The organism is Herbaspirillum sp. GW103 (genome assembly GCF_000261365.1).
GTDB lineage: Bacteria > Pseudomonadota > Gammaproteobacteria > Burkholderiales > Burkholderiaceae_D > Herbaspirillum.
Window position 1 is genome coordinate 268,042 of the sequence record NZ_AJVC01000004.1, and the last position, 20,292, is coordinate 288,333.

The window sequence follows — 20,292 nt, forward strand, 5'->3', positions numbered from 1 at the left end:
CCCTTTGCTTCACTTTGCTACGAGGAAAACAACATGAAAAAACTCTTCGCCTGGCTGGCCATTGCCATCACCGCCCTCACCCTCTCCGGCTGCGGCTACAACGAATTCCAGGCCAAGGACGAGGCCACCAAGGCCGCCTGGGGCGAAGTGGTGAACCAATACCAGCGCCGCGCCGACCTGATCCCCAACCTGGTCAACACCGTCAAGGGCTATGCCTCGCACGAGAAGGACACGCTGGAAGCCGTCACCCGCGCCCGCGCAGCGGCCACCAGCTTCCAGATCACCCCGGAGGTGCTCAACGATCCCAAGGCGTTTGCCCGGTTCCAGGAAGTGCAGGGACAACTGTCCTCGGCCCTGTCGCGCCTGATGGCGGTCTCCGAGAACTACCCGCAGTTGAAGGCCGACACCAGCTTCCGCGACCTGCAATCCCAGCTCGAAGGCACCGAGAACCGCATCACCGTGGCCCGTCAGCGCTATATCGCCGCTGTGAAGGATTACAACATCCTGGCGCGCAGTTTCCCCACCAACATCACGGCCAAGCTGTTCAGCTATGAAGTAAAACCCTCGTTCACGGTAGAAAACGAAAAAGCCATCTCGACCGCGCCCACGGTCAACTTTGGCAAGTAAGCCGGGGAGCCGCGATTGGCCATGCGCAAGCTGCTTCTGACCTGGCTGTTGACCGCGCTGCTGGTGTGGATCGCGCCAGCCGGCCCGGCCCGCGCCGATGACGGGCTGGTGCCGGTACCGCCGTTGTCGGCCCGCGTGATCGACCAGGTCCACCTGCTGCAACCGCAGCAGCGCCAGGCCCTGGAAGGCGTGCTGGCCGACATCGAACAGCGCACCGGCAGCCAGATCGGCGTGCTGCTGATGTCCTCCACCGCGCCCGAAGCCATCGAGCAATACAGCATCCGCGTGGCCGATGCGTGGAAACTGGGCCGCAAGGGCATTGACGATGGCGTGATCCTGATCGTCGCCAAGGACAATCCCAAGTCCCTGCGCCGTCTGCGCATCGAAGCCGGACGCGGGGTGCAGGGCAGCCTCACCGATGCACAATCCAAACGCATTCTGCAAGACGTGATCGCCCCGCACTTCCGCCAGAACGATTTCTACGGTGGACTGGCGGCCGGCGTGACGGCCATCACCACCCTGCTGGAACAGGAACAGCTGCCCCCCGTCAAGCATCGGAGCAGCACGGCACAGGTACAGATCGACAATGGCACAAGCTGGATCACGCTGCTGGTGATCGGGCTGTTTCTGGTGGTGTTCTTCTCGGTACTGCTCAAGTCGCGCCGCAGCAGCCGCAACGTTCTGAACAACAATGACTGGGGACACGGCGGCAGCACCACGGCTGGCGTCATCATCGGCAGCCTGCTCGATGAGGCCTTGCGCCAGGCCAGTTCCGGACGGGGCGGTTCGCGTTCGGGCGGGGGTGGATTCGGTGGCGGCTTCGGTGGCGGCTTCGGCGGCTCGTCGGGCGGGGGATTCTCCGGTGGCGGCGGCACATTCGATGGCGGTGGTGCCTCGGGAGACTGGTGACATGGCGCACAACAACGCATCCCCTTCCCTGCCGGCGCGCCTGCTGCGTCATCTGCGCATGACGCGGGCGGCAGCGCGGCGCATCTTCCCCTCGTCCACGCTCAAGGCGATCCAGGCCAGCATCGGGGAAGGTGAACGGCGCCATCGCGCGCAAGTGCGCTTGATCGTCGAAGCCTCACTATCGCTGGGCGCGGTGCGGCGTGGTGAAAGCGCCCGGCAGCGCGCACACGAATTGTTTTCGCATTACCGCATCTGGGATACCGAAGAGAACTGCGGGGTGCTGGTCTACCTCAATCTGGCCGACCGCAAAGTCGAGATCGTGGCCGATCGCGGCATCAATGCGCGCATCACGCGCGAGCAGTGGCAGCAGGTGTGCAGGCAGATGACCTCAGGCTATGCCCAGGGCGACTACGAGGCCAGTACCTTGCAGGCGCTGGCCACCTTGCACGCCCTGCTGGAATCGGTCCTGCCGCGCGGGGACGACGGCAGCGGAAAAGCGACCAACGAGCTATCCGACAAACCTCTGCTGCTGTAGCGCCGCCTTCAGGACCGGTCGCTGGCAGCCAACTTCCTATGGCTTTCTTCGGCAAAATGGTCCTGGCGGCGGTGATGGCGGGGCGGCAGCTGCGACTGACTCCGCCCGCCTCCCGGTTCAACCGTTCTCGTACACCCACTGCAACAAGGCATCCTGCGCCTGCTGCCCGTTCGGCGCTGCAGCGTGATTGATCAGGAACACCACCACATAGGTCTTGCCCGAGGCTGCCTGCACGTAGCCTGCGATCGATCTCACGTCATTGAGCGTGCCGGTCTTGATGTGCGCCTGTCCGGCGACACCTTGCTCCTTCAGGCGACGGCGCATGGTGCCGTCGTAACCCACCAGCGGCAATGAAGAGACGAACTCCGGCATCAGCGGCGAGCGATACGCCTGCACCAGCACACTGGCCAGCAGCGCCGGGGTCACGCGATCCACGCGCGACAGACCGGCACCATTCTCGATGACCAGCCCGGCGGTATCGATGCCCTTGTCGCCCAGCCAGCCGCGCACCGCACGCGCGCCATTGGCGGTATCCCCTGGCTGGCCGCTCATCTCCGCGCCCAGCGTCAGCAGCACCTGACGCGCCATCACGTTGTTGCTGTACTTGTTGATGTCGCGGATGACTTCCGGCAGCGGCGGCGACTGCGCCTCCACCATCAGCCGTGCCGATGGCGTGACCTGGCCGTTGACCACACGCCCGGCAAAACTGCCGCCCAGGTCGGCCCACATCTGGACAAAACTCGCACCGACATATTGCACATTGCTCATGCGATAGGGATGGACATACCACACCCGCGGCCCGCAGTCGGCACTGTAGGTGCCGGCAAAATTGACCGCACTGGCGTCGTTGTTCATCTTGAGCTTGCCCTGCCAGTCGCCGCAGGGCTCCTGCGACAGGCGCGGCGGCGTGATGGTGACCCCGGCCATGGGCGGGTCCATGCTCACATTGACCAGGCCGCTGGCAGCGTCCGGTTCGAAACGCAGGGCCTGGGTACGATAGTTCAGCAACAACGCATCGGGACCGGCATTGTAGGGCTTCTGCGGGTCACCATCGAACTGCGCCGGATCATAGCTGGACTCGGCAAAATAGCTGCGATCCAACACCAGGTTGCCGCGAATGTCCTTGATGCCGCGCGCGCGCAACTGGCGCAGGAACAGCCAGAAGTTTTCCAGCACCAGCTTGGGATCGCCCCCGCCCTTGAGGATCAGGTCGCCATTGAGCACGCCCCCGGCAAGCGTGCCATCGATGTAGGCCTGGGTCTTCCAGGTGAAGGTAGGGCCGAGGATTTCGAGTGCGGCATCGGTAGTCACCAGCTTCATCACCGAGGCCGGATTGAAGGGCTGCCCCGTATTGTTGGCCGCCAGCATGCGCTTGCCGGTCTCGGCATCGACCACGACCACGCCGGTACTGTTCTGCGCAATGCGCGCCACGCGCAGCGCGCCCACCACCGCTGGCGGCAAGCCCTGCGCCAGCGCAGCGCTGCCTGCGGCGCAGGCCACGGCGAAGACGGCACGAGTCAGGAAACGGGAAGCAGCAAACCGGGATGGGGTGAAGCAGGACGAAAGCAACATGGATGAACACGAAGATGAGAAGCGAAACAGGAGCAGGCATTATAGGGTAAGCATGCCGACACGGCGGGCCGTGAGCAGGACCGTCTGGCCATCGACAGCGAAATCGGGAAAAGATCAGGAAGGGACCGGCAAACATTCATCCATCCGGCCGATGGACGCAAAAAAGGCCGATGTTTTCGGGGCCGCCACGAGACCACTGTGAAAACATCGACCTAGGGAAATCAAGGCGGGGCGATCAGCATGACGAAATGATAGGCGTGCTTTCCTCGGAAAAATGCCTGCGCCGATGCCCCGGCCACTGCCGCAACGCGCGGCAAAGCGGGCCGCAGAAAGCCCGCTAAATTAGCACTGGCAGTGCTTCCAGTACTAAGAGGGCGAGCAGTGCGCCGAACACCGCACCCACTGCTCTCAAACTGGTTCGAACCACGCGGGACGCCACCGGCACCTCGCCGCATAGCAACAATCCGGCCAACGCCATGGGGATGAAGAACAAAAGATTGTTCATGATGAGGTTGGGCATGATGCGTCTCCTGGTCGAGTTTATTGGTTTGGCGCGGCTTGCTGCGCGTACTCTGTTCGGGCTTGCCTCGTTTCGAGTATAGGCCGACCACCATGGAAGACAAGGCTCACCGGGCGAGAATCGGTGCTGCACAGCAGCGTCCAGGACAGCGAATTACAGTAGCCCGATCTGTATAGTGAAGCAGAAAGCTACCCTTCCCGCTTGTTGCAGATGCACAAATATTCCGCAACCGGGCTGAATTTGCCTTGACCCTGTTTTCAGCGCGGGCGTAGAATTCGCCCGTTCTCATTTTCTGGAGTCCCTCTCATGGGCACTTGTTCGGGTGACAGTTGTTGCCGGTTAATTCCGGGTTAAGCCTAGGCAAGGATTTCAGCAGGACGTTTCCTGTCGTCATCTTGCACCAGGCAGATGACGGCATTTCATGTCGGCAGCGCACGGCCTTTTCAGGCTGATTTTGAGCAGCGCCGTCGGCAACGATATTCCCTCACAACGACAGATCGACGATCGACCGCCGCAGACACGGCGTCAGGACGCAGGCTGCATCGCGACCGCCCTGCCGGCTTTTTGAGCCGGCAGCCGGATCGCCTGATGCCGTCCGCATCGTGACGCACCGCCTTTCGCATGGCCAGCCGCCATGCGGCTGCACGTCTGTTTGCGCCATCAGGCGCCGATGACAGGGGCTCCGCTCAACCAGGCGGAGGCTGCAATGCGACAGACATATCCATCATGAACACGCGAAGACCCAGCGCGCCGCAGCCGCTCGCCCGTTCTGACGGGGGCCGGAGACGGCGCTGACCCCGATGCCGGTCTGCCTTTGCCGCAGCACCGACGCGATGCACACCGCTTCGTCCCCGGGACGAGGCCCAACAAGAAAAGAAGCACGCCATGAATCTGAACCTGCTGAAAGAAACCTTTGTCAGCTTCATCCGCGCACGCGGTATGGATCGTCACTTCCGCCGCCTGGGCATGGACATGTTCCGCAGCGCCCCGGTGACAAAGGAAGTCCCGCAAACCCTGGCCCAGCAGTTGAGCGAGGCCTCCCGTACCGAAGCCCGGGCCCTGCTGCAGCGCCTGCACACACGCCTGGATGGACTGACCGAATCGGAAGCCGATGCCATCCGCGAACACAGCGGCCCCAACGAAGTCGAGCACGAGAAGCCGCTCACCTGGTATGTCCACCTGTGGCACTGCTACAAGAATCCGTTCAACCTGCTCTTGACCCTGCTGGCCGGCGTTTCCTTCTACACCGAGGACATGAAGGCCGCCATCGTCATCGGCACCATGGTGGTGGTCTCCACACTGCTGCGCTTCGTGCAGGAAGCGCGTTCCAATACCGCTGCCGACAAGCTCAAGGCCATGGTCAGCAATACCGCCACCGTAATGCGCCACGACCAGGTCGAAGAGATCGCCGCCGAAGCCCAGCGCTACTTCGACGTGACTCTGCATCCCAAGGGTGCGCGCCGCGTCGAAGTGCCTATTCACAAGCTGGTGCCAGGCGACATCGTGCTGCTCTCGGCGGGCGACATGATCCCGGCCGACCTGCGCCTCTTGGCCGCCAAGGACCTGTTCGTGAGCCAGGCCGCGATGACCGGCGAATCGCTGCCGGTAGAAAAATTCGTCACCCCGAGCAATCTCGACACCAGCAGCCCGCTGGAGCTGGACAACCTCTGCTTCATGGGCACCAACGTGGTCAGCGGCTCGGCCACGGGCGTGGTGCTGACCACCGGCAAGCGCACCTACTTCGGCGCGCTGGCCGAACGCGTCACCGCCACCGACCGCACGCCGACGGCTTTCCAGGCGGGCGTCAACAAGGTCAGCTGGCTGCTGATCCGCTTCATGCTGGTGATGACGCCGGTGGTGTTCTTCATCAACGGTTTCACCAAGGGTGACTGGGTGGAGGCCTTCCTCTTCGGTCTCTCGGTGGCCGTGGGCCTCACGCCCGAGATGCTGCCCATGATCGTGACCTCGACCCTGGCCAAGGGCGCGGTGGCCTTGTCGCGCAAGAAGGTGATCGTCAAGCGGCTGGACGCCATCCAGAACTTTGGCGCCATGGACGTGCTGTGCACCGACAAGACCGGCACGCTCACGCAGGACAAGATTTTCCTGGAACGTCATACCGATATTCACGGCGAGCCCGATGATGAAGTGTTGCAATATGCCTATCTGAACAGTTATTACCAGACCGGCCTGAAGAACCTGTTGGACGTGGCCGTGCTGGAGCATGCCGAGCTGCAACGTGAAATGTCCATCGCCTCGGCCTATCGCAAGGTCGACGAAATTCCTTTCGACTTCCAGCGCCGCCGCATGTCGGTGGTGGTGTCCGAGCGCGAGGATCACCATGAGCTGATCTGCAAGGGGGCGGTGGAAGAGATCGTCTCGGTCTGCTCGCGCGCTCGCGTCAATGGTGAAGTGGTACCGCTGACCCCGGCGCTGCTGGAAGAAATCCGCGACACCACCGGCAGCCTGAACGCCGAAGGTCTGCGCGTGGTCGGGGTAGCCGCCAAGGACCTGCCGCCGACCAAGGAGGTCTACAGCCTGGCCGACGAATCGGATCTGGTACTGATCGGTTACATCGCCTTCCTCGATCCGCCCAAGGAATCGACTGCGCCCGCTCTGGCCGCACTGCGTACGCACGGCGTGAAGGTAAAGATCCTGACCGGTGACAATGAGCTGGTCACTGCCAAGATCTGCCGCGAGGTCGGGCTGGAGGTCAAGGGCATGCTGCTGGGTTCGTATGTGGAAAAGATGAGCGATGCCGAACTTTCCGAAGCGGTGGAGACGGTGACGGTTTTTGCCAAGCTCTCACCTGCCCACAAGGAGCGCATCGTGCGCGCGCTGCATGATCGTGGTCATGTGGTCGGTTTCATGGGGGACGGCATCAACGACGCCCCTGCCCTGCGCGCCGCCGACATCGGCATCTCGGTCGATACGGCCGTGGATATCGCCAAGGAAGCTGCCGACCTGATCCTGCTGGAGAAGAGCCTGATGGTGCTGGAAGAAGGCGTGCTGGAAGGCCGCAAGACCTTCGCCAACATGCTGAAATACATCAAGATGACGGCCAGCTCCAACTTCGGCAATGTCTTCTCGGTCCTGATCGCCAGCGCCTTCCTGCCTTTCCTGCCGATGCTGCCCTTGCATCTGCTGGTGCAGAACCTGCTGTATGACGTCTCGCAGATCTCGATTCCCTTCGACAACGTCGACAAGGAATTCCTGGAAAAGCCGCAGCGCTGGGATGCCGGTGACATTGGCCGTTTCATGGTCTTCTTCGGCCCGATCAGCTCGATCTTCGACATCACGACCTTTGCGCTGATGTGGTTTGTCTTCGGTGCCAGCTCGCCGGAACATCAAACCCTGTTCCAGTCCGGCTGGTTCATCGAAGGGCTGCTGTCGCAGACGCTGATCGTGCACATGATCCGCACCCGCCGCATCCCCTTCTTCCAGAGCCGCGCCTCGTGGCCGCTGATGGGGATGACGCTGGTCATCATGGCCATCGGCATTGCGATCCCGATGACGCCGCTGGCGCATTACTTCAAACTGGAGGCGCTGCCGCTGTCTTACTTCCCGTGGCTGGTGGCCATCCTGGTCGCTTATGCGGTGCTGATCCAGGGGATGAAGGGGTGGTATGCCAAGCGGTATGGGTGGCAGTGACATGTGCCCTGGCTTTTGAGATGAAAATGCCTGCTCTTCGGAGCAGGCATTTTTTTGACCAAGGCAGGCGCGCATCAGCCTCGGATATAGGCCCCCAATCCCGCCACCAACGCAGCAAAAGTCACGGCACAACGCGGACTGGCGCGCAGATCCTCGTGCATGGCGATCCAGGTTTCCATCTTGACCGAGAATTTCCTGGGCAGCAGATGTACCAGCGCCTCTTCCCTGGCCGCCACGCCCACCTGGCAAATCCCGATACCGAAGCCCGCACGAATGGCGGCCAGTTGCGCCAGATCACTATCGGCCCGAAACGCCAGGCCGGTGCGCGAGAGCCAGGGGAATTGTTCCAGCACCTTGCGCACGTAGGCATTCTCCTGGTCGAAACCAATGAGCGCATGGCCGGCCAGCGCGGCGATTGACTGCGGGACTCCGTGCGCCGCCAGGTAACGCTGGTGCGCATGCAATCCGACTTCGATGTTGCCCAGCCGCTTGGCCACCAGCGCATCCTGGGCCGGCTTGAACATGCGCACGGCAATATCGGCCTCGCGCTGCAACAGGTCATCGGCCCGGTTCGACATTACCAGCTCGATGCACAGGCCCGGATGACGATGCTTGAGTTCGGCCAGGATGGGTGGCAGCACCTCCACGCTGACGACCTCGCTGGCAGTGAGCCTGACGGTACCTCGCACTTCCCTGCCGTGACTACTGGCGACCCGGCGCAGCGCGGCAGAGGTGGCCGCGATGCCGGCCGCATAGGGCTTCAGTTCCAGCGCCGCATCCGTAGGTGAAAAACCATCAAAGGAACGCACGAACAGCTTGAGCCCCAGTGCCGCTTCCAGTTGCTCGATGTGGCGCCCCACGGTGGGCTGCGTCAGGCCCATCTCGCGTCCGGCCGCCGAGAGCGATCCCGTTTCCAGGACCTTGAGGAAACTGCGGTACCACTCCCAGTTGGGTTCGATGTCGGCCACGGTATTCATTTATGTATAGCTGCCAGGCTAATTTATGCAATTTTCATTTATACCTCAATTTTGCATACTGGGGATGTTCACACTCACGCCCTCACCCAGGAGAACCCCATGTCCAGGATTGCCCTCTTCGGCGCCGCCGGTGCCATCGGCCGAAGCATCGCCTCTGCCATCAGTGCCCAAGGGCAGCCTTACCGCGTGGTCGGGCGCAATGAAACCAGCTTGCGCAAGGCCTTCGGCGCCGATCCCCTGGCCGAGATCATCACCTGGGATCCCGATTCCCCGGCCTCGGTCGAAGCGGCGGCGCACGGCATCGATACGCTGATCTACCTGGTGGGCGTGCACTACACGCAGTTCGAACTGCATCCGGAACTGATGCGCAAGACCCTGGCCGGTGCCATCCGCGCGGGCGTCAAGCAGATCCTCCTCATCGGTACGGTGTACCCCTACGGTCTGCCGCAGTCCTCGCCGATACGCGAAGACCATCCGCGCAAACCGCATACCTTCAAGGGCCGCATGCGCAAGGCGCAGGAAGACCTGCTGATGCAGGCGCACGAGGAAGGCCACCTCCGTGCAGCCGTATTGCGCCTGCCGGATTTCTACGGCCCTGGCGTCGAAGCCAGTTTCCTGCATGGCGCGATCAAGGCCGCAGCCCAGGGCGGCACAGCCGACCTGATCGGGCCGCTGGACCGTCCGCACGAGTTCGTCTTCGTGCCCGATGTCGGGCCGGTAGTGGCCAGGCTGGTCAGCACGCCTGCCGCCTTCGGCAAGGTGTGGCACCTGGCCGGTGCCGGCGTGACGACACAGAAGGCCCTGGTTGCGGAAATGGAACGCCAGACCGGACGCAAGCTGAAAAAACGCGTGGCAGGCAAGACCATGCTGCGGCTCATCGGACTCTTCCATCCGATGATGCGCGAGCTGGTGGAGATGCACTATCTGCAGACGCAGCCAGTGATCATGGATGATACGGCGCTACAGCAATTGATCGGGCCGATCAGGAAGACGCCTTATGGTGAGGGGATAAGGATGGCGCTGCAAGCCCAGGGCGGGAGGCGCTCCTGAGCGGGCGACAAGGCCGCACGACTTGATCGCTGGCTGAGCTTGAGCGCGCACCGACGCCATCGCGGGACGCCCCCCTTGGATGCCGATAGCGAACGTCTCAAGCATGGCCTGCTTGCGCGACCATCAGCCACCATTCTCACCTTGCCGTGCGTCAGCAAGTCGGCGGCTTGCGAATCGCACGGCATCAAGGCGTTTTTTGGTGACCGGAAGCGGGAAGGACAGAACAGTTCAGCTCTGCAGCAGGTGGCGGATGGCGTCACGCTCTTCCAGCAACTCATTGACGGCACCCTGCAGGCGTTCGCTCGCGAATGTATCGATGGACAGACCATTGACGCGTTCGATACGGCCGTCCTCGCAACGGACGGGCACGCCAAAAAAGATCCCTTCCGGAATCCCGTAATCGCCATTTGAGGGCAGGCTCATCGATACCCAACGCCCCTGGCTGCCGCACACCCAATCGCGCATGTGATCCACCGCAGCACTGGCGGCCGATGCCGCCGATGACTTGCCGCGCGCCTCGATGACCGCACTGCCACGCTGCGCCACCTGGGGGATGAAGATCTCGCGGTTCCATTGCTCGTCCTGGATTCTCAGCGGTGCCGGCTCTCCTCGGACCAACGCGAAACGGTAATCGGCATACATGGTGGGCGAATGATTACCCCACACTACCACCTGCTCCAGGCTGTCCACCGGCTCACCCAAGCGCTTGGCCAGCATGGCGCGGGCGCGGTTATGGTCCAGCCGCATCATCGCGCTGAAACAGGACGGGTCGAGATTGGGCGCGGCGCTCATCGCGATGAGGGCGTTCGTATTGGCCGGGTTGCCCACCACGAGCACCTTCACCGTGCGGCTGGCAACTGCATTGAGTGCACGCCCCTGACGCACGAAGACGTCGGCATTGGCGGCCAGCAGGTCTCGTCGCTCCATGCCCTTCTGACGCGGCTGCGCGCCCACCAGAATCGCATAGTCAACCTGAGCGAAGGCCTGCTCGGCATCGTCGGTACAGACTACGTCGCGCAGCAGCGGAAAGGCGCAGTCCTGCAGTTCCATTTCCACGCCGCGCAGCGCGGCCTGAGCCGCCGGGACATCCAGCAGCCGCAAGCTGACGGGTTGGTCGTGGCCGAGCATGTCGCCGTTGGCGATGCGAAAGACCAGGGAATATCCGATTTGACCGGCGGCGCCAGTGACGGCGATGTGCTTGATAGGTTTCATGATGGGACCCGTTGAATGTGGATGGACTTGCGGTGCGACCTCTCGTGGGCCACACCGTGAGGCCACTCTACGCAAAGAGAACAAAGCTGTAAAACAACTTAATTTTGTTATATCGATCAATAAATCAGGTAGATCAATTTTGCAGTGCCTCTTGACGGCGCCCGCGCATCACCACGTTGGGCTATGTGCATAACCCGCCGGCACCGGTCTGGGTTATCTGATTTTTATATGGCTTTATCCACTGGCACGTCTATTCCCGATCAGGAGCTCCGAATGCAAAAACGCCCGCGATATGCAGGCGCTTTCTTGGAAAGACGAGTTCCGCTTCCGGCCGTCAGCCGACTTCCGTGGCACTTCTGTCGATGAACACCATAGTCACTTCCGCGCCAACCGTTCAATCAGTTCTTTGTGCTGCGACCAGTCTTCCAGCAGCTGATCTGCCTGCGCGATTTCAAACGCATCAAATTCGAAGCCCGGCGCCACCGTGCACCCGACCAGGCTATAGCCCTCCCGAACCGTGCACTCGGCCGCAAACCAGGCGCCTGCCGGGACCAGCGCCTGGAAATGGGCGCCCTCATGCTCCAGCGCATTGCCCAGGCACAAGGTCTGAAGCTCCCCCTGCGGCAGCAGGACATGGACGTGCAGGGGGTCGCCTTCATAGAAGTGCCACATCTCTTCCGAATCGATACGGTGCCAGGTTGACCGGTCCCCGCCAGCAAGCAGGTAATAGATGGCGGTCGCCGCCGAGCGGCCAGCACCGCCCGATGCGCGCGCTACACGCTCCGGGCTGCGATGGCTCTCCCGAAAGAAACCGCCCTCCGGATGGGGTTCAAGATTGAGGTGTGAAATCAATTCTTCGAGGCGATGTCGGGACATGTTCTGGGTGATGGACGGGTTGAAGGGGGATATCAATATCAGCTTAAAAGCCGTTTCTCAAAGCGCTTCAATGTCTCCGCAAACACATCGGTACTGTCCAGCGCGCGCGCCAGCACCAGTGCCCCCTGTATTCCCCCCACGACCTCTTCGGCCAGCGCACGGGCTTCCTTGGGCTTGCGCCCGGTGCGCACCAGCGCCGAGGCCAGCGCCTCGATCCAGGCGGCAAAGTAATCACGCACCATCACCGCAAAGCGGTCGCGCTCATTGCCCAGCGCGAACACGCCCACCAGGCAAACCCGTTGCCCCGACAGGAAGTAGCGACTCACATCGCCGAACATGGCCTTGATCCCCGCAACCGCATCTTCGCTCTCGTTCAACGGATCAAACACATGCCGCCTGAACCACGCATCCACATGGCTCAGCACGGCTTCGGCCATTTCCTCTTTGCCACCAGGGAAAAAGTGATAGATGCTGCCCTTGCCCAGCCTGGTCCCTTCGCTGATGCGCGCCAGGCTCGCCCCCTCGAAACCGTAGGTGCGAAACACTTCCGCCAGCAAGGGGATCACATCGTCCTTTTCCGCAATGACTCTAGCCATTCATTTTCCTCAGATACCGAAATCGCTCAGCCCGGGATGATCGGCCGGGCGTGGGCCGCTATTGTCCCACAGGAATTTGCGTTCTTCCGGCTTGATCGGATGCTCATTGATGCAGGCGTGACGATGGTGCATCAGGCCGTTCTCGTCGAATTCCCAGTTCTCATTGCCGTAGGCGCGATACCACTGGCCGGAGTCGTCATGGTACTCGTAGGCGAAACGCACCGCGATACGCGCACCGTCAAAGGCCCACAGCTCCTTGACCAGTCGGTAATCCAGCTCGCGCGTCCATTTGCGCTTGAGCAAGGCGGTGATCGCTTCGCGGCCCTGGGCGAACTCGGCACGATTGCGCCACCAGCTGTCTTCGGTATAGGCAAGCGCGACCTTTTCGGCATCGCGGGTGTTCCAGCCGTTCTCGGCGAGACGAACTTTTTCGATGGCGGTTTCACGGGTGAACGGCGGAAGCGGCGGACGGATCGACATGGTTATTCTCCTTTAATGTACCGATCAACACACTATGTACTGTTCGGTACAGCCAATATAGACCGATCAACTTTGATTGGCAAGCATTTTTGCCGCGCCATGTCGCATTGGCGACACCCGCTTCGTGAGACCATCAACCTGGAGACTGCTGCAAACGCGCAGGAGCGCCAGCACCAATGAAAAAGGCCCGCTTGGTGGAGCAGGCCTTCATCTCATGCAGTGGCGATCAACGGGGTTGAGCGTTCGTCAGCGCCTTGGCAACCTCACCGTCACCATGGTCTGCACCTGATCGTCCGAGGTCATGGTGATACTCCCCCCATGCGCCTTGACGATCTGCTGTGCGATGAACAACCCGAGCCCGAGTCCTTCCTTGCGGCCGACCTCGCGCTCGCCGCCACGGAAGGGGTCGAAAATCACCGGCAGCAAGGCCGCCGGAATCACGCCCCGATTGGCGATGGTCATCACCACTTCCCGCTCGCTGCGGCCATCGATACCGATGCAGATCGGGCTGCCCGGCGCACCGTGCTGCAAGGCATTGCCCAGCAGATTGGCCGCCACCTGGCCGAGGCGGTCGCCGTCCCAATAGCCGTTGTCATCGCCTTCGATGCGGCGCTCCACGACGCTACCCGGATAGGTGGTCTGGTACTCCTGCACCACCCGTTCGGTGATCTCGCCCAGGCAGGCACTGGCACGTACCAGCGGGATGCCGCCGGCCAGTCGCGCACGGGCCAGGTCAAGCATGTTCTCGATCAGCTTGGCCATGCGCTTGCCGCCATTGAGGATTTGCTGCGAGGCCTTCTGCGCCACCTCATCCTTGTAGGTCCGCTGCAAGAGCGTTGCGGCCATCACCACCGCACTCAAGGGATTGCGCAGATCGTGACCGAGGATGGCCACGAACATCTCATTCATGCGCAGGGTCTCGGTGCGCTCCTTCAACTCCAGCGCCAGCAACTGCTTCTGGCGATACAGCTGGAAGAACACCTCGGCCTTGTTGCGCAGGATGTGTGGTTCGATGGGCTTGTAGAGAAAATCCACCGCGCCGCTCTCATACCCTTTGAACAGGCGACGCTCGTCCCGCACACCGGCCGTGACGAAGATCAGCGGGACGTTGCGGGTACGCTCGCTGCCACGAATCAGCTCGGCCAACTCGAAACCGTCCATGTCCGGCATCTGCACGTCCAGGAAAGCCAGCGCCACCTCATGCTGCAACAGCAGTTCGAGCGCTTCCAGGCCCGAACGCGCCAGCAGCAGTTCCACATCGTCCCGCTGCAGCAGGGCGGAGAGGGCCAACAAGTTTTCTTCGAGATCATCGACCAGCAGGAATTTCACCCGCGGCAGGTCTCTCTCTTTATGCTTTTCTGTCACCTGCTTTCCTTTTTCTGGTCATTCCCCGTTACGCCCAGCGAGCGCAACAAATCGGCGATCTGCGAGAGCGTGAGCACATGATCGATCTGTCCCAATGCCAATGCCTGTGCCGGCATGTAAGGCACCTGTGCCTGTTGCGGACTTTGTACCACGGTAACGCCGCCGGCGCGCGCAATGGCCTGCAATCCGGCCGCACCATCGTGATTGCCACCGGTCAGCACGATGCCCAGCAGGCGCTCACGATAGACATCGGCGGCCGATTCGAAGAGCACATCGATGGCCGGACGCGAATAGTTCACCAGCTCATCGTTGGACATGGCCAGTATCGGACCTTCGTCGCCGCGATCGACCAGCAAATGATAATCCGGTGGGGCAAAGTAGATCATGCCGGGCTGTACCGGCTCCTTGTCCTGCGCCTCCACCACCGGCTGGCGGCAGCGGTCGGCGAAGATGGTGGCCAGCAGACTGGGGCGCTCGCGCGGAATATGCAGCACCACCATGGTCGCCACACGCGCACCACGCTGCAGCGCCGGCAGGATTTCCGACAAGGCTTCCACCCCACCGGCAGACGCACCGATGACGATCGCATCAATGGCACGCCCCCCCAGGGCCGGCAGCGGGACGGAGCTCACAGGTCCCCCTTTTTCTGGAAGATGCGATCTTCCCGCACCACTTCATCGAAGGCAGGACCGTGCGTCGAGAACCGCATCGACTCCTTTGAACCCAGTCCCAGGAAGCCCTTGCGCACCAGCGACTCGCGGAACAGGCCGAGCGCACGTTCCTGCAGATGGCGATTGAAATAGATCAGCACGTTGCGGCAGGACACCAGGTGCATTTCGGCAAAGACGCTGTCGGTGGCCAGGCTGTGATCGGAAAAGACCACGTTCTTGCGCAGTGATTTGTCGAAAACCACGGCCCCGTAGGCGGCCGTATAGTAATCCGAAAGCGAGGTCCTGGCTCCGGATTTCTGGTGATTGCTGGTGAAACCGGGGATACGGTCGAGCTCGTAGACGCCCGCCTCGGCCTTCTTGAGGGCGGCCTGGTTGATATCGGTAGCATAGATGATGCTGCGTTCCAGCAGCCCTTCCTCGCGCAGCAGGATCGCCAGCGAATAGACTTCCTCGCCGCTGCTGCAACCAGCCACCCAGATCTTGAGCGAAGGATAGGTGCGCAGCAATGGAATCACCTTCTCACGCAGCGCAAGAAAATAGCTGGGGTCGCGGAACATCTCGCTGACCTGTACCGTCAGGTAATCCATGAGCGCCGGGAACACGGTCGCATCATGCAGTACCTTGTCCTGCAACTGCGACAGCGTCTCGCAGCCGAAACGGATCATGGCCGTGGCCAGTCGGCGCTTCAACGACGCGCCAGCATAGCCGCGAAAATCGCAGTGATACTTGAGGTAGATGGCATCGAGCAACAACTGCATCTCGATATCGAAATGCTGGTTGGCCAGCGCCTGGTTTATTTCGGCATCCATACACGTACCAGGGACAGCAGTTTTTCCACATCCAAAGGCTTGGCGATGTAATCGTTGGCGCCGGCGGCCAGGCATTTCTCCTGGTCATCCTTCATGGCCTTGGCCGTCAGGGCGATGATGGGCAGGCGCTTCCAGACGGCCTGCTTGCGGATCTCGCGCATGGCGGTCAGGCCATCCATCTCCGGCATCATGATATCCATCAGGACCAGGTCGATCGGCGCACCGGGCTGTTCCTGGCTGCGTTGCAGGGCCTCCAGGGCTTCGCGGCCGTTGCGGGCGATGTCGACCTTCATGCCCTTGGGTTCCAGCACCGAGGATAGCGCAAAGATGTTGCGTACATCGTCCTCCACCACCAGGATGCGGCGGCCTTCGAAGACCGTCTCGCGGTCGCGCGCCACCTTCAGCATGCGCTGGCTCTCCGCCGGCAGCGTGGTTTCCACCTGGTGCAGGAACAGCGTCACTTCATCGAGCAGGCGTTCCGGCGAGCGCGCATCCTTGATGATGATGGAGCGCGAGAAGCGGCGCAGGTGCTGTTCTTCCTCGGCCGACAGCGAGCGTCCGGTATAGACGATCACTGGCGGGAAGGCCACGTGTTCCTGCTCGGCCATCCGCTCCAGCAGCTGGTAACCGGACAGGTCGGGCAGGTTCAGGTCCATCACCATGCAGTCGAAGGTGGTCTCGCGCAGGCGGGCCAGCGCATCGGCGGCGGTCCGCACACCCACCAGGTTGATGTTCTCCCCGGCCAGCAGCTGGCGGATGCTGTCGAGCTGGCGCGCATCGTCTTCCACTACCAGCACGTGGCGCAGGCCCTGCAGGAACTTGGCTTCCAGCTTGCGAATGGCACCCACCAGTTCCTCTCGCTGCACCGGCTTCAAGGCATAACCGATGGCGCCGCGCTCCAGCGCCTCGTGCGAATAATCGGCCACCGACACCACGTGCACCGGAATGTGGCGGGTCTTGGGATTGCGCTTGATCTGGTCCAGCACGCCCAGGCCGGAGAAGTCCGGCAGGTTCATGTCCATGAGGATGGCGCTGGGACGATACATCTCGGCGGCCGCCACGCCTTCGTTGGCCGAATGCGTGACCACGCACTGGAAGCCCATCTCGTGCGACAGGTCGCGCAGGATCATGGCGAAGGCGGCATCATCCTCGATCACCAGGATCAGGCGCGAGGACGATTCGATGCGATGACGGTCGTCGTCGATGGTGATGTCCTGCAGTTTCACCGGCGCACCCGGCACTACCTGCGGGCTGGGGATACGGACGTCCGGCGCGGTGGCCACCTGCGCGGCCTGCAGGGTCGCAGCCGCCGCCGAAGGTGCGGCAACGACCGCCGGCGTACGCACCACGGCCTGCTCGCCACTGTAGACCTGCGGCAACGAGAGCGTGAAGATACTGCCCTCGCCCACCCGGCTCTGCACCTGGATGTCGCCGCCCAGCAGATGCGCCAGGTCGCGCGAGATCGACAGGCCCAGACCGGTACCGCCGTACTTGCGATGAGTGCTGCCATCGGCCTGGCGGAAGGCTTCGAAAATGAACTGGTGCTGGTCGGCACCGATGCCGATGCCGGTGTCGCGCACGGCGAAGGCGATGCGGCCACCTGCATCCGGATAGATGCGCAGGCTGACCTCGCCCTTCTCGGTGAACTTGATGGCGTTGGAGAGCAGGTTCTTCAAGATCTGGCCCAGGCGCTGCATGTCCGTTTCCATGCGCGGCGGCACGCCCGGATCGACCTCGACCTTGAAGCCCAGGCCCTTCTGCTGCGCCGTCATGGCGAAGCTGGCCTTGAGTTCCTCGGCCATCTTGCTGACCACGAAGGATTCGGAAACGATATCGAGCTTGCCCGCTTCCATCTTCGACAGATCGAGGATGTCATTGATCAGGGCCAGCAGGTCATTGCCCGCCGAGGAAATGGTTTGCGCGAAGCGCACCTGCTCCTCGGAGAGGTTGCCCTGCTTGTTGTCGGCCAGCAGCTTGGCCAGGATCAGGGTGGAGTTCAGCGGTGTGCGCAGCTCGTGGCTCATGTTGGCCAGGAACTCGCTCTTGTACTGGTTGGCGCGCTCAAGCTCGGTGGCCTTTTCCACCAGCACCACCTGGGTCTTGGCCAGGTCATCCTTCTGGATTTCCAGCAGCTGGGTCTGTTCTTCCAGCTGGGCATTGGTTTCTTCCAGCTCGGCCTGCTGGGTTTCCAGGCGCAGTTGCGAGGCCTTCAGGGCCTGGCCCTGTTCTTCCAGCTCTTCGTTGTTGACGCGCAGCTCTTCCTGCTGGGCCTGCAATTCCTCGGACTGGCGCTGGGTCTCTTCAAGCAGTTCTTCCAGGCGGGTACGATCCTTGGAGGAGCGCACGGCAATGGCGATCTGGTCCGACAGCCGCGCCAGCAGCTCTTCTTCCTCGGAGCGCAACTGGCGCAGGAAGCCCAGTTCGAACACTGCCTGCACCATGCCATCGGCCGAGGCCGGCACGATCATCAGTTCGCGTGGCGCATGGCGTCCCACGGAAGAAGCCACGGTGAGGTATTGCTCCGGCACCTCCTTGACGTGCATGACGCGGTTGAGCTTGGCAGCCTGGCCCAGCAGACCCTGGCCATCGCGCAGGTGCGGCGGCTGTTCGCTCTCCTCTTCTGCCAGCGCATAGGCAGCGAAGCGCCGGAACTCGCCGTGCTCGGTACGCAGATAGATCGCACCGACCTGTGCATTCAGGTAGGCGGTCAGGAAGGCCAGGGTATTATCCCCCAGCGCGTCCAGGCGTTGTTCGCCCTGCAGTCGTTCGGCCAGGCCCATCTGTCCGGCACGGATCCATGCCTGCTTTTCGCGGGCGCGATAATCGCGCGAGGTGGTCACGGCCGCGGCCATGATCAGGACCAGCAGCAAGCCCGAACCACCCCACGCCACGGCGGTGGAGAACACCACGGCATCGCGCCAGTCGGCCTGGCGGCTGGCCAGCAGGTCACGCTCCTGTTCTTCCATGTCGTGCGTGAGTACGCGCACGCGGTCCATGAACATCTTGCCGCGATCGGATTGCACTACCGCCAGTGCGCCGACGGTATCGCCGTTGCGGCGGCGGCTGACGGTCTCGGCCAGCTCTTCGAGCTTGTCGGCGACCACGCGCTCGATCTGCGAGAGCCGCTGCAACTGATCCGGATTGTCGGAGAGCAGCCCGCGCAGCTTGGCAATCTCGCCGGGCAGCGCGGCGCGTGCCTGGTTGTAGGGACTCAGATAGGACTCGGTGCCGGTGAGCAGGAAGCCGCGCTGGCTGGTCTCGGCATCCTTGAGGGTGGAGACCAGCATCTGCAATTGCTCGCGCACCTTCATGGTGTGCGAGACGGCGCTGGCAGCCTCGCCCCGGCTGACCGAGGCCTCCCAGGTGAACAGGGCAATCAGTACCACCGCCAGGATGGCGACGGCAAACCCGATCAGCGGCCCCAGGGGCAGCGGTGGTCCGGAAAAGGCGCCCTTGCCCTGGCGCCTCAACATGGCAATACGTTCTTCAGCTTGGCTGGAATAAACCCGCACGGTGCGCTCCGTTGTTCGAATCGTTGGTCGAGCTGCGGGGGTTCTATGTGTGGCTGTGTCCCCCTCCCCTTGGCCTTGCCACCGGGAAAGCCGCCGATTATACGGGCCGCTTCCGGTTTGCGCAGAGCGCCGGTAGGACAAAGTGCCGGCAGTTCAGTTCCACGGCACGGTCATCCTGACATGGGCATTCGTTTCAGCTGCCGGCCAGGCCGGCGGCGATATTGATGGACAAACCGATGATGGCGGCATTGAAGACAAAGCAGATCAGCGAATGCGCCAGCACCGATTTGCGCAGCGCGCGCGAGGCCACGGCCACGTCCGAGGTCTGCACCGCCACACTGATGGTGAAGGCGAAATACAGGAAATCCCAGTAGCCGGGATTGCGTATGCCATCGGGAAAACGCAACGGCAGGGCTTGCGCATCGTCGTCCTCGGCATAGAAAAGGCGCGCGTAATGCAGCGTGAAAATGGTCCCGATCAGAGACCAGGAGCCGAAGACGGTAGAGGCCGTGAAGGCATAGCGCAACAACCGTCCACGCTCGTCGTGATGACTGCTGCCGCCGAGCTCCAGCAGGATGGCCAGAAGACTGGCAATGGCAGCCACGCAGACCATCACCAGCACCACATGGGCGCTCTCATCCTCGGTCTCGGCCAGACGCCTGACGGCCCCGGCATCGGCCCGCAACATCATCAGCCACAGGCTCAGCAGATAGAACCAGACGCCGACATTCCAGCCGATGAGGCTGCGGCCTGTCCAGTTGCCGGCAGGAGCAAGGAGGGCGGCGGCAATCCCCACGCCGATGCCGATGAGCAAGCGCGGGTGGACCTGGAGGATGTGGCGGGCGACAGACATTGTTCTTCTTGGTAGGGTGAGCCTTCTGGAGCGACGCCTGCATCCTCAGGCTGCGGCGTCACGCAGGGGCAGGTTAGCAT

At 62.3% G+C, this 20,292-nt stretch carries 17 protein-coding genes; 5 read left to right on the forward strand and 12 right to left on the reverse strand.

Translation table 11 applies throughout. The annotated features are described in order from the left end of the window. Nucleotides 1-33 precede the first annotated feature (33 nt). From GWL_RS13400 to GWL_RS13410, 3 genes are read left to right on the forward strand one after another with little or no spacing between them, the layout of a single operon-like run. Nucleotides 34-627, forward strand: coding sequence for a LemA family protein (locus GWL_RS13400; protein WP_008331032.1), 594 nt, complete (start codon nt 34-36; stop codon nt 625-627). 21 nt (nt 628-648) lie between these two features. Continuing rightward, nucleotides 649-1,536 carry a YgcG family protein gene (locus tag GWL_RS13405; RefSeq protein WP_192811577.1) on the forward strand — a complete coding sequence of 296 codons (888 nt, stop codon included), beginning with the start codon at nt 649-651 and terminating at the stop codon, nt 1,534-1,536. Between the two features lies 1 nt (nt 1,537). Continuing rightward, nucleotides 1,538-2,071, forward strand: coding sequence for a TPM domain-containing protein (locus tag GWL_RS13410; protein WP_008331034.1), 534 nt, complete (start codon nt 1,538-1,540; stop codon nt 2,069-2,071). Nucleotides 2,072-2,188: 117 nt separating this feature from the next. Here GWL_RS13410 and dacB read toward each other — a convergent pair whose 3' ends face one another. Continuing rightward, nucleotides 2,189-3,643, reverse strand: a complete 1,455-nt coding sequence (dacB, locus tag GWL_RS13415) for a D-alanyl-D-alanine carboxypeptidase/D-alanyl-D-alanine-endopeptidase (protein ID WP_008331035.1) — start codon at nt 3,641-3,643, stop codon at nt 2,189-2,191. Between the two features lie 337 nt (nt 3,644-3,980). Then, entirely contained in the window at nt 3,981-4,163 is a 183-nt protein-coding gene (locus GWL_RS13420; RefSeq protein ID WP_008331036.1) for a hypothetical protein, read from the reverse strand. A gap of 885 nt (nt 4,164-5,048) precedes the next feature. Here GWL_RS13420 and mgtA point away from each other — a divergent pair. Beyond that, nucleotides 5,049-7,811, forward strand: coding sequence for a magnesium-translocating P-type ATPase (gene mgtA, locus GWL_RS13425; RefSeq protein WP_008331038.1), 2,763 nt, complete (start codon nt 5,049-5,051; stop codon nt 7,809-7,811). A gap of 74 nt (nt 7,812-7,885) precedes the next feature. Here the strand turns inward: mgtA and GWL_RS13430 are convergent, their stop codons facing one another. Continuing rightward, nucleotides 7,886-8,779 carry a LysR family transcriptional regulator gene (locus GWL_RS13430; protein WP_034351163.1) on the reverse strand — a complete coding sequence of 298 codons (894 nt, stop codon included), beginning with the start codon at nt 8,777-8,779 and terminating at the stop codon, nt 7,886-7,888. Between the two features lie 108 nt (nt 8,780-8,887). On the opposite strand from GWL_RS13430, the gene GWL_RS13435 reads away from it, so the two are divergent. Beyond that, nucleotides 8,888-9,838, forward strand: coding sequence for an SDR family oxidoreductase (locus GWL_RS13435; RefSeq protein ID WP_008331040.1), 951 nt, complete (start codon nt 8,888-8,890; stop codon nt 9,836-9,838). A gap of 228 nt (nt 9,839-10,066) precedes the next feature. Here GWL_RS13435 and GWL_RS13440 read toward each other — a convergent pair whose 3' ends face one another. From GWL_RS13440 to GWL_RS13480, 9 genes are all read right to left on the reverse strand, one after another. Then, nucleotides 10,067-11,053, reverse strand: a complete 987-nt coding sequence (locus GWL_RS13440; protein ID WP_034351166.1) for a malate dehydrogenase — start codon at nt 11,051-11,053, stop codon at nt 10,067-10,069. 372 nt (nt 11,054-11,425) lie between these two features. Then, on the reverse strand, nt 11,426-11,926 hold the full coding sequence (locus GWL_RS13445) for a cupin domain-containing protein (RefSeq protein ID WP_034351168.1): 501 nt from the start codon (nt 11,924-11,926) through the stop codon (nt 11,426-11,428). 38 nt (nt 11,927-11,964) lie between these two features. Further along, entirely contained in the window at nt 11,965-12,522 is a 558-nt protein-coding gene (locus tag GWL_RS13450) for a TetR/AcrR family transcriptional regulator (protein ID WP_008331043.1), read from the reverse strand. A gap of 9 nt (nt 12,523-12,531) precedes the next feature. After that, nucleotides 12,532-13,002 (reverse strand): nuclear transport factor 2 family protein, encoded by a 471-nt coding sequence (locus tag GWL_RS13455; protein WP_008331044.1) that lies wholly within the window; start codon nt 13,000-13,002, stop codon nt 12,532-12,534. A 246-nt stretch (nt 13,003-13,248) separates the two neighbouring features. Then, a complete protein-coding gene (locus GWL_RS13460; protein WP_008331048.1) occupies nt 13,249-14,367 on the reverse strand; it encodes a HAMP domain-containing sensor histidine kinase in 1,119 nt (372 codons plus the stop codon). Next, on the reverse strand, nt 14,364-14,999 hold the full coding sequence (locus tag GWL_RS13465; protein ID WP_008331050.1) for a chemotaxis protein CheB: 636 nt from the start codon (nt 14,997-14,999) through the stop codon (nt 14,364-14,366). The genes GWL_RS13460 and GWL_RS13465 overlap by 4 nt, the downstream gene beginning before the upstream one ends. After that, nucleotides 14,996-15,847: a protein-glutamate O-methyltransferase CheR gene (locus GWL_RS13470; protein WP_008331052.1), complete on the reverse strand. Its 852-nt coding sequence runs from the start codon at nt 15,845-15,847 to the stop codon at nt 14,996-14,998. The genes GWL_RS13465 and GWL_RS13470 overlap by 4 nt, the downstream gene beginning before the upstream one ends. Next, on the reverse strand, nt 15,832-19,320 hold the full coding sequence (locus GWL_RS13475) for a response regulator (RefSeq protein ID WP_034350819.1): 3,489 nt from the start codon (nt 19,318-19,320) through the stop codon (nt 15,832-15,834). The genes GWL_RS13470 and GWL_RS13475 overlap by 16 nt, the downstream gene beginning before the upstream one ends. A 232-nt stretch (nt 19,321-19,552) precedes the next feature. Next, nucleotides 19,553-20,212, reverse strand: coding sequence for a DUF1345 domain-containing protein (locus GWL_RS13480; RefSeq protein ID WP_008331058.1), 660 nt, complete (start codon nt 20,210-20,212; stop codon nt 19,553-19,555). Between the last annotated feature and the right edge of the window lie 80 nt (nt 20,213-20,292).

Bases quoted from the DNA above. Each gene is read 5' to 3' on its own strand.
- GWL_RS13475 (WP_034350819.1), bottom strand. From the start codon at position 19,320: ATGTTGAGGCGCCAGGGCAAGGGCGCCTTTTCCGGACCACCGCTGCCC.
- GWL_RS13450 (WP_008331043.1), bottom strand. From the start codon at position 12,522: ATGGCTAGAGTCATTGCGGAAAAGGACGATGTGATCCCCTTGCTGGCG.
- GWL_RS13445 (WP_034351168.1), bottom strand. From the start codon at position 11,926: ATGTCCCGACATCGCCTCGAAGAATTGATTTCACACCTCAATCTTGAA.
- GWL_RS13470 (WP_008331052.1), bottom strand. From the start codon at position 15,847: ATGGATGCCGAAATAAACCAGGCGCTGGCCAACCAGCATTTCGATATC.
- GWL_RS13400 (WP_008331032.1), top strand. From the start codon at position 34: ATGAAAAAACTCTTCGCCTGGCTGGCCATTGCCATCACCGCCCTCACC.
- GWL_RS13455 (WP_008331044.1), bottom strand. From the start codon at position 13,002: ATGTCGATCCGTCCGCCGCTTCCGCCGTTCACCCGTGAAACCGCCATC.
- GWL_RS13480 (WP_008331058.1), bottom strand. From the start codon at position 20,212: ATGTCTGTCGCCCGCCACATCCTCCAGGTCCACCCGCGCTTGCTCATC.
- GWL_RS13410 (WP_008331034.1), top strand. From the start codon at position 1,538: ATGGCGCACAACAACGCATCCCCTTCCCTGCCGGCGCGCCTGCTGCGT.
- GWL_RS13435 (WP_008331040.1), top strand. From the start codon at position 8,888: ATGTCCAGGATTGCCCTCTTCGGCGCCGCCGGTGCCATCGGCCGAAGC.
- dacB (WP_008331035.1), bottom strand. From the start codon at position 3,643: ATGTTGCTTTCGTCCTGCTTCACCCCATCCCGGTTTGCTGCTTCCCGT.
- GWL_RS13420 (WP_008331036.1), bottom strand. From the start codon at position 4,163: ATGCCCAACCTCATCATGAACAATCTTTTGTTCTTCATCCCCATGGCG.
- GWL_RS13405 (WP_192811577.1), top strand. From the start codon at position 649: ATGCGCAAGCTGCTTCTGACCTGGCTGTTGACCGCGCTGCTGGTGTGG.
- mgtA (WP_008331038.1), top strand. From the start codon at position 5,049: ATGAATCTGAACCTGCTGAAAGAAACCTTTGTCAGCTTCATCCGCGCA.